Source organism: Acidovorax sp. CCYZU-2555 (assembly GCF_018413525.1).
In the GTDB taxonomy this organism is placed as follows: Bacteria; Pseudomonadota; Gammaproteobacteria; order Burkholderiales; family Burkholderiaceae_C; genus Comamonas.
Genome location: NZ_JAHCDD010000135.1, coordinates 1 through 7522, shown reverse-complemented (window position 1 = coordinate 7522; position 7522 = coordinate 1). Strand labels below are relative to the sequence as shown.

The following is a 7522-nucleotide window of genomic DNA, read 5'->3' as shown; positions in this document are numbered from 1 at the left end:
ACGGCGACGAGTCGCTGTCGCACCAGGCCGCGGCCAAGCTCGCGCGCCTGGGCTGGCGCAATGTGTCGGTGCTCGCAGGCGGCACCGACGGCTGGGCCGCCGCGGGCTTTGAAATCTTCAGCGGCACCAACGTGCCCAGCAAGGCGTTCGGCGAAGTCATCGAGCACGAGAAGCACACACCCTGGATCACTTCCGACGAGCTGCAGCAGCGGGTGGAGCGCGGCGACAACATCGTCGTCGTCGACAGCCGCACGCCCGAAGAGTTCGCGGCCTTCAGCCTGCCGTTCGCGCACAGCCTGCCGGGTGCCGAGCTGGTCTATCGCATAGGCGAGATCGCGCCCGATCCCGAAACCTTCGTGGTGGTGAACTGCGCAGGCCGCACGCGCAGCATCGTCGGCGCGCAGACGCTGATCGACGCCGGCATTCCCAACCGCGTGGCCTCGCTGCGCAACGGCACCATGGACTGGCTGCTGACGGGCCGCACGCTGGCCCATGGCCGCGGCGCGACGTTCCCCGAACCCGCACCCGACACGCTGGCCAAGGCACGCGAACGCGCGGCCGATGTGGCCCAGCGCGCGGGCGTGCAGCGCATCGATGGCGCGGAACTCGCGCGCTTCGAAGCCGAAGTGCAGGAGCGTTCGCTCTACCGCTTCGACGTGCGCACCGAGCAGGAATACGAAGCCGGCCATCTGCCGGGCTGGCGCTGGGCGCCGGGCGGCCAGCTGGTGCAGGCCACGGACGAATACGCGGCGGCGCGCGGTGCGCGCATCGTGCTCGCCGACTGGGACGGCGTGCGCGCGCTGACCACGGGCGCCTGGCTGGCCCAGCTCGGCGGCTACGAAGTGTTCCTGTACACGCCGCCGGCCCTGCCCACGCTGGAGATCGGCGCCGAGCCGGTGCGCGTGCTGGCGCTGCACGCGCCCGCACCGCTGGTGTCGCCGCAGCAGGCCCAGGCGCAGCTGTTGGCCGGCACCGCCAGCGTGTTCGACATCGACCGCCGCGCGGCGTTCGAGAAGAAGCACATTGCGGGCGCGCGCTTTGCGGTGCCTGACCGCCTCGAAGCGCTGGTGGCCGAGCTGCCAGAAGCGCAGACCGTGCTGCTGCATTCGCCCGACGGCGTGCTGGCACGCAGCGTCGCGGCCGAACTCGCGGCCCGCACCGGACGCGATGTGCGCGCGATCGCGGGCGGCACGGCCGCCTGGGTGGCCGCCGATCTGCCCGTGGCCCAGGGCGCCGAAGGCGTGCTGACCGGCGATGACGACCATTGGTACAGCCCTTATGCCCACCATGACCTGGAGCTGCGCAACGCGGGCTTCCAGCAGTACCTGGACTGGGAGCTGGGCCTGGTGGCGCAGCTGGAGCGCGAAGGAACAACGGGAATCCGGCTGCTGCCTGTAGCGGGTTAGTTGGGACGCAAGGGGGAACGCGGCGGCCTGGGGAGGCCGCCGCGGGATGGCAGACAGCAACGGCGCCTTTTGGCGCCGTTGTTGTTTGGGGGGAGTGAGGTGTGGCCTCAAAAAACCGTTCGTCCTGAGCTCGTCGAAGGATGAACGGCCTGCGCTCAAGTCATGAGGACGGGCCGTTCATGGTGCGACGCGCCCGGCGAGGGATAAACGGGTGCGCACTGGCCTAGGCGTGGAGACGCCCTTCGACAAGCTCAGGGCGAACGGCCATCAGCAATTCGTGCTGAGCAACCAAGCGAAGCTGTTTTTTTGAATGGTCGCCCGATGGCACGGCTTACGCCGCCGCCAACTCCACGCCTTGCGCCACCCGCTCGAACGCCTGCTCCAGATCCGCAATCAAATCCTGTGGATCTTCGAGGCCTACATGCAGGCGCACGACCGGCTGCGTGCTGCTCCAGAAACTGTGCTCGCGCAGGCGGTCGGGCGAGGCCACCAGGGCCAGGCTTTCATAGCCGCCCCAGGAAGCGCCTATGCCGAAGAAGCGCAGCGCGTCAATGAACTGTTCGCCGGCGCGCGCGTCCACGCCTTCCTCGAACGCAAACGACACCAGGCCGTTGGCGCCGCTGAAGTCGCGCTTCCACAGCGCATGGCCGGGGTCGGACGGCAGCGCGGGATAGAACACGCGGCTGACCTGGGGTTGCTCGAGCAGCCATTCGGCGACCTGGGTCGCATGGCGCTGGTGCTGGGCCAGGCGCACGGGCAGCGTGCGCAGGCCGCGCAGCGCGAGGTAGGCGTCGTCGGCGCCCACCGTGAGGCCCAGGGCTTCGTACGCGAGCGCGATCTTCGCGGACAGTTCCGGTGAATCGGTGACGACGATGCCCTGCATCACATCCGAGTGGCCCGAGATGTACTTGGTCGCGGCGTGAATGGAAATGTTCGCGCCCAGCGCCAGCGGCTGGTAGAACCAGCCCGCGCCCCAGGTGTTGTCGGTCGCGACCGGAATGCCATGGGCGCGCGCCACGGCGCTGAGCGCGGGCAGGTCCAGCACTTCGTAGAGCAGCGAACTCGGCGATTCGAGGTAGACCAGCTTGGTGTTGGGCCGGATCTTGCTGGCCAGGTCGTCCTGCGACGGCGAGAAGTATTCGAGCGTGATGCCCAGGCGCTGCAGCAGCGAGTCGTCGACGCGGCGCACGGGCGAGTAGACGCTGTCGGCGACCAGCGCATGGTCGCCGGGCGACAGCAGGGCCACCAGCACCAGCGTGATCGCCGACAGGCCCGAAGGCGTGAGAAACGCGCGGTGGCCGCCTTCGAGCGCGGTGACTGCGTCCTCGAGCGCACGGTGGGTGTCGAGGCCGTGCCGCCCGTAGGTGGCCAGGCGCTCGCCCGCGCTGCGGCGGTGGTGGTGGTCGGCGTAGGCGGCGCTGCTCTCGAAACGCACGGTGCTGGTGCGCACCACGGGAACGTTGACCGGGCCCGAGCCGCCGCGCAGATCGGGCGAGCCCGCGTGCAGCAGGCGGGTGGCGCGGCCGAGGCGGGAAGAGGAATTGTTGCTCATGCGGCGACCTTGCTGGGCTGGAAGTGGGTGGCGTTGTAGTTGGTGATCGCGCCCGTGGCGGCGTCTATGCCTATGCGGCCGGTCAGGCGTTCGAGCGGCTTGCCGTAGAGGTGGAAGTGCAGCGTGGGCGACTCGCCCACCACATGGATGCTGTGCACGTCGTCGGGCAGGAAGGCGATGGACGCGCCGGGCTGCACGGTGAACTCGCGCGCCAGGTGGATCTGCGCCTGCGCGGGGTTGCTGCGGTCATCGGTGCGGTCGTACAGCCGGTTCACTTCCTGGCCTTCGACGGCGACGATCACGGCCCAGGTCGTGTGGTTGTGCGGCTGCGTGGTCTTGCCCGGCAGGATGGAGTTCAGGTACAGCGCCAGACCTTCGTCGCCGTCTTCGGCGTTGAGGCGGTAGCGTGTCGACGCGCCCACGCCCTGGCCGCTGTCTGGCGGCGGAAAGTCGGCGCGCGTGAACAGTTCGCGCTGCGCGGCCAGCGCTTCGAGCCGCGCGGTGATGGCGGCCAGCGCGGCGCGGTCGGGTGCGCCTGCGGCGAGCAGCTGGCGCACATCGGCGAGGGTGGCGGCTACCGCGGCGCGGCGTTGTTCGGATAGGGCGGTGGTGGTCATGGTGGGCCTCTTGAAATGAACTACAGGGCGAAACGCAATTGGTTGAAGCGCAGCGCCTCGGCGGGCGGCGCGGGGCGCGCGCGCTGCCCTTCGCCCAGGGCGCGCTGCAGGAACTGGCGCGTGCGCTCGCTGCGCGGCGCGCCGAAGATCTGGGCCACGGGGCCGTGCTCGACGATGCTGCCGGCTTCGGTGAAATAGACCTGGTCGCTGATCTCCTCGGCAAAGCGCATCTCGTGCGTGACCAGCACGCAGGTCATACCTTCCTTGACCAGGTCGCGGATCACGGTCAGCACTTCGCCCACGGTTTCTGGGTCGAGCGCGGAGGTGACTTCGTCGAACAGGATCAGCTCGGGCTGCATGGCCAGCGCGCGCGCGATCGCCACGCGCTGCTGCTGGCCGCCCGACAGCTCGCCGGGATAGGCGTCGGCCTTGTGCGCGAGCCGCACTTTTTCCAGCAGCGCACGCGCATCGCGCTCGGCCACGCTGCGGCTGCGGCCGACCACGCGCGTGGGCGCGATCACCAGGTTCTGCAGCACCGTGAGGTGGGGGAACAGGTTGTATTGCTGGAACACGAAGCCCACGCGCTTGCGCAGGGCGATCAGCTCGGCTTCGGTGCGCAGCGTGTCGACGCGCGTGTCGCCCACGCTGATCTGGCCGGCCTGCGGCCGAAGCAGGCCTGTGATGCAGCGCAGGATGGTCGACTTGCCCGAGCCCGACGGCCCGATGATCGATACCGCCTGGCCGCGCCGCACTTCGACGTTGATGCCCTTGAGCACATGGTTGTCGCCGAAGGACAGATGCACGTCCTTGAGCTGCACCAGCGGAGCCTCGATATCTTGGGCCGCGGGCGTGGAGAAGAAGGAATCAGTGGCGTTCATGGCGTCGCTCCAGGGCGCGAGTGGCGCGGGCAATCGGATAGCAGTAGGCGAAGAACAGCGCCAGCAGCGTGAAATAGACGAGGATGGTGAAGTCGGTGCGCACCACGGTGTTGCTCGCGATCTGCGCCATGTCGACGACGTCGTGCACGCCCACCAGCGAGGCCAGCGAGGTGCTCATGGTGATGCTCGCGTAGAGGTTCATCCAGGGCGGCAGCATGCGCCGCAGGCACTGGGGCAGAACGATCAGGCGGAAGATCTCGCTGCGCTTGAACGCCAGCGACTGCGCGGCTTCCCATTGGGCGCTGGGAATCGACTGGATGGCGCCGCGAAAGATTTCGGCGACGTTGGCGCTGGTCGGCAGCGCCAGGCCCAGCACCACCTTGACCCAGTCGGGGAAGGGAAAGCTCCACTGCACGATATGCACTTCGAAGGGAAACACATAGGTGGTGAAGTAGATGAGCACCAGCACGGGCGCATTGCGAAACGCCTGCACGTAAAGGCGTGCAAGGCGGCGCACGATGGCCGAGGGCGACAGCAGCAGCGCGCCTATCACCAGGCCCACGACCGTGCCCAGCGCCACGGCCAGCACGCTGATTTCGATGTTGACCCAGAGGCCGCGCAGCAGCGACGGCAGCCATTTCCACAGCAGCGACACGGCGACCGGCGTGGTGCCCGTGGCGCTCCAGAAAGTCAGCAGCGCGAGCAGCGCCAGGCCGGCGATCAGCCAGGGGCTGCGCGCGTGGCGCGCGACCGTGGTGAAGGCGCCGCGCGGCAGCGCCGCAGGCCTGGACAGGGTGGCGTCATTGGCCATAGCCGGGCATCCTCAGTCGTTGTTCGAGCCAGCGGCCCGCCAGGCTCAACAGCCAGGTCAGCAGGCCGAACCACAGCAGTATCAGCAGCAGCAACTCGAGCACGTTGTCGCGCTGCGTCCAGATCATGATCGATTGATAGGTCACGTCGCCGACCGCGATCGCCGAGGCCACGGCCGTCATCTTCACCAGATCGATCGGGTTGTTGACCAGCGACGGCAGCGCGAAGCGCAGGGCCAGCGGCAGCTGCACGCGCACCAGCAACTGGCGGCGCGAAAAGCCCAGCGAGCGCGCAGCTTCGAGCGTGGTGGCGGGAACGCTTTCTATGCCCGCGCGCAGCGCTTCGGCATGGAACACGCCCTTGTGCAGCGAGACCACGATCACCACCCAGATGAAGGGCGTCAGCGGATTCGGGCCCGCGCCCCAGTCGCGCAGCTGCTGCGTGATCAGCATGTTGAACACCAGGAAGGCGCAGTACAGCTGCACCAGCGTGGGCGTGTTGCGCGTGACTTCCACGAAGGCGCGCGCCGGGTTGGCTAGCCAGGCGCGGCCCGAGGTCAGCAGCGCGGCGAGCAGCACGCCCACCGCGAGACTGCCGGGAATGGTCAGCAGGCACAGTTGCAGCGACACGCCCAGTCCGCGCACGAAGGCCTGGCGCTCCATGTCGTCGAGCACGAAGGAATAGTTCAGTCCCAGGGCCTTGAGCGCCTGCACGCCCTGAACCATCAGGCTATCGCTCATCGCGGTTTTCCGGCTTTCAGCGCGAAGCGGTCTTGAGCTTGGCCTGCAGCTCGACCAGATAAGGGTTGGCCGGCGTGATGCCCAGGCGCTTTTCGGTGGCGATCAGCCAGCCGCTGCGGTGCCATTTCTGCACCACCTTGTCGACCGCGGCGATGGTGTCGGCTTCGCCCTTGCGCGTCCAGACGACCGACGGCGCGGGCAGGATTTCTGTCGTGATGGGCGCTGCGTACTGCGCCCATTCGGCGTTCTTGCCCACCAGCGGATGGATCAGCGTGCTGTCATGCACGGCCGCGACGCAATTGCCGCCGCGCAGCGCGAGCAGCGAATCGGACGAGCTCTTGTAGCCCTGGACCTGGGCGCCGTATTCGGTCGTCAGCGGCTTGGCGAAGCTGCTGCCTTGCGACACGCAGACCGCCTTGCCGCGCAGGTCGGACCATTGGGTGATGCCGCTGTCCTTGCGCACCGCTGCGGTGCCGCCGACGCGGAAGAACGGCGTGGGTGCATAGCCCAGGATTTCGGCGCGGTCGGGGTTGAGCTCCATCGAGGCGATCAGCAGATCGACCTTGCCCGCCTGCAGGAACTGCGTACGCGTTGCCGTCTGCACCTGCACCAGCTCGGCCTCGACGCCCAGGCCCTTGGCCAGCGCGCGCGCGAGTTCGGGGTTCCAGCCCACGAGCTGCTGCGTCGCGGGATCGATGGAGCCGAACGGTCCGCCATTGGCCAGCACGCCGATGGTGACCTTGCCGCGCTGCTTGATCTTGTCGAGCGTGGCATCGGCATGGGCCGTGCCGGCCAGCAGGGTGAGGGCAGCGGCCACGCCGGTCAGCGACCGTGCAATGGAGCGGGAAGAAGCGTGGAGGTGGCGCATGGTGGTCAGAAGATGAAAGTGCGAATAGGCACTTATCTTCTGACAGCCCTGCGGATGCGACAACAAAGCTTATCGATGAACGATATGCGGGCAACGCGCTAAGGCGTTCTTCTCAAGCCGGCAGGCGGAAGGCCGCGAGTTCGTCGGGCTCGCACTGGGCGATCAGCCCGGTTTCCCAGGACAGATAGCGGCGCGCGGCGTCGAGGTTGCCGTCGTGGCGGTCGTGCACAAAGAACAGATAGTCGATCGCGTCAACGTCGGCCGGGCTGTCGGGTGTCGTCTCCAGCGCCAGGCCCGCGGCTTCCCAGTCTGCGGCCAGCGCCCATTGCAGCGTGCGGCCTGAAAGTTCGCTGAGGGCCAGCGCCGCGGTCGCGGCGTCGGGGGCGAGCAGCAGCACGGCCTGATCGGCGCCGGCCGCGGCCTGCACCTGTTCGGCCAGGCGCGGGCGCAGGGACCAGAGCGCGCCTGCGGCGTGCTTTTGGCGGTACGTCAGCGAAGGCTGTACATCGACCAGCAGCGGCGCATGCTGCGCGACCCAGGCGGCCAGATCTTGCTTAGCCAGCGGCGCAGTTGTTGGCGCCGCGTCGGCTTGGGCGGGCAGGCGCAAGGGCGCGCGGATTCCGCCTTCGACGGTTGCGGTCTCATAGCCCA

Annotated in this window: 8 protein-coding genes; 1 reads left to right on the top strand and 7 read right to left on the bottom strand. The window is 68.4% G+C overall.

All coding sequences use genetic code 11. The features are described 5' to 3' along the window. A partial coding sequence (locus KHY18_RS26495; RefSeq protein ID WP_249729403.1) for a rhodanese-like domain-containing protein occupies window positions 1–1406 on the top strand: 1406 nt, incomplete at its 5' end. Between the two features lie 331 nt (window positions 1407–1737). Here the strand turns inward: KHY18_RS26495 and metC are convergent. From metC to KHY18_RS26460, 7 genes are all read right to left on the bottom strand, one after another. Then, the gene (gene metC / locus KHY18_RS26490; protein WP_213307328.1) at window positions 1738–2958 is read right to left on the bottom strand and encodes a cystathionine beta-lyase; all 1221 of its coding nucleotides are present in this window, start codon (window positions 2956–2958) and stop codon (window positions 1738–1740) included. Beyond that, entirely contained in the window at window positions 2955–3575 is a 621-nt protein-coding gene (locus KHY18_RS26485; protein WP_213307324.1) for a cysteine dioxygenase family protein, read from the bottom strand. Before KHY18_RS26485 ends, metC begins: the two co-directional genes overlap by 4 nt. Before the next feature lie 20 nt (window positions 3576–3595). Beyond that, entirely contained in the window at window positions 3596–4453 is an 858-nt protein-coding gene (locus tag KHY18_RS26480; protein WP_283771375.1) for an amino acid ABC transporter ATP-binding protein, read from the bottom strand. Beyond that, complete coding sequence (locus KHY18_RS26475) at window positions 4440–5264, bottom strand: amino acid ABC transporter permease (protein WP_213307321.1); 825 nt, start codon at window positions 5262–5264, stop codon at window positions 4440–4442. Before KHY18_RS26475 ends, KHY18_RS26480 begins: the two co-directional genes overlap by 14 nt. Then, window positions 5254–6003 carry an amino acid ABC transporter permease gene (locus KHY18_RS26470; RefSeq protein WP_213307318.1) on the bottom strand — a complete coding sequence of 250 codons (750 nt, stop codon included), beginning with the start codon at window positions 6001–6003 and terminating at the stop codon, window positions 5254–5256. Before KHY18_RS26470 ends, KHY18_RS26475 begins: the two co-directional genes overlap by 11 nt. A 16-nt stretch (window positions 6004–6019) precedes the next feature. After that, entirely contained in the window at window positions 6020–6871 is an 852-nt protein-coding gene (locus KHY18_RS26465) for a transporter substrate-binding domain-containing protein (RefSeq protein WP_213307316.1), read from the bottom strand. A 112-nt stretch (window positions 6872–6983) separates the two neighbouring features. Then, window positions 6984–7522, bottom strand: a 539-nt coding sequence (locus KHY18_RS26460) for a rhodanese-like domain-containing protein (protein ID WP_502769425.1), incomplete at its 5' end; no start/stop codon positions are given.

Coding starts and splice junctions, on each gene's coding strand:
- KHY18_RS26480 (WP_283771375.1), bottom strand. CDS start 4,453: ATGAACGCCACTGATTCCTTCTTCTCCACGCCCGCGGCCCAAGATATC.
- KHY18_RS26470 (WP_213307318.1), bottom strand. CDS start 6,003: ATGAGCGATAGCCTGATGGTTCAGGGCGTGCAGGCGCTCAAGGCCCTG.
- KHY18_RS26465 (WP_213307316.1), bottom strand. CDS start 6,871: ATGCGCCACCTCCACGCTTCTTCCCGCTCCATTGCACGGTCGCTGACC.
- KHY18_RS26485 (WP_213307324.1), bottom strand. CDS start 3,575: ATGACCACCACCGCCCTATCCGAACAACGCCGCGCCGCGGTAGCCGCC.
- metC (WP_213307328.1), bottom strand. CDS start 2,958: ATGAGCAACAATTCCTCTTCCCGCCTCGGCCGCGCCACCCGCCTGCTG.
- KHY18_RS26475 (WP_213307321.1), bottom strand. CDS start 5,264: ATGGCCAATGACGCCACCCTGTCCAGGCCTGCGGCGCTGCCGCGCGGC.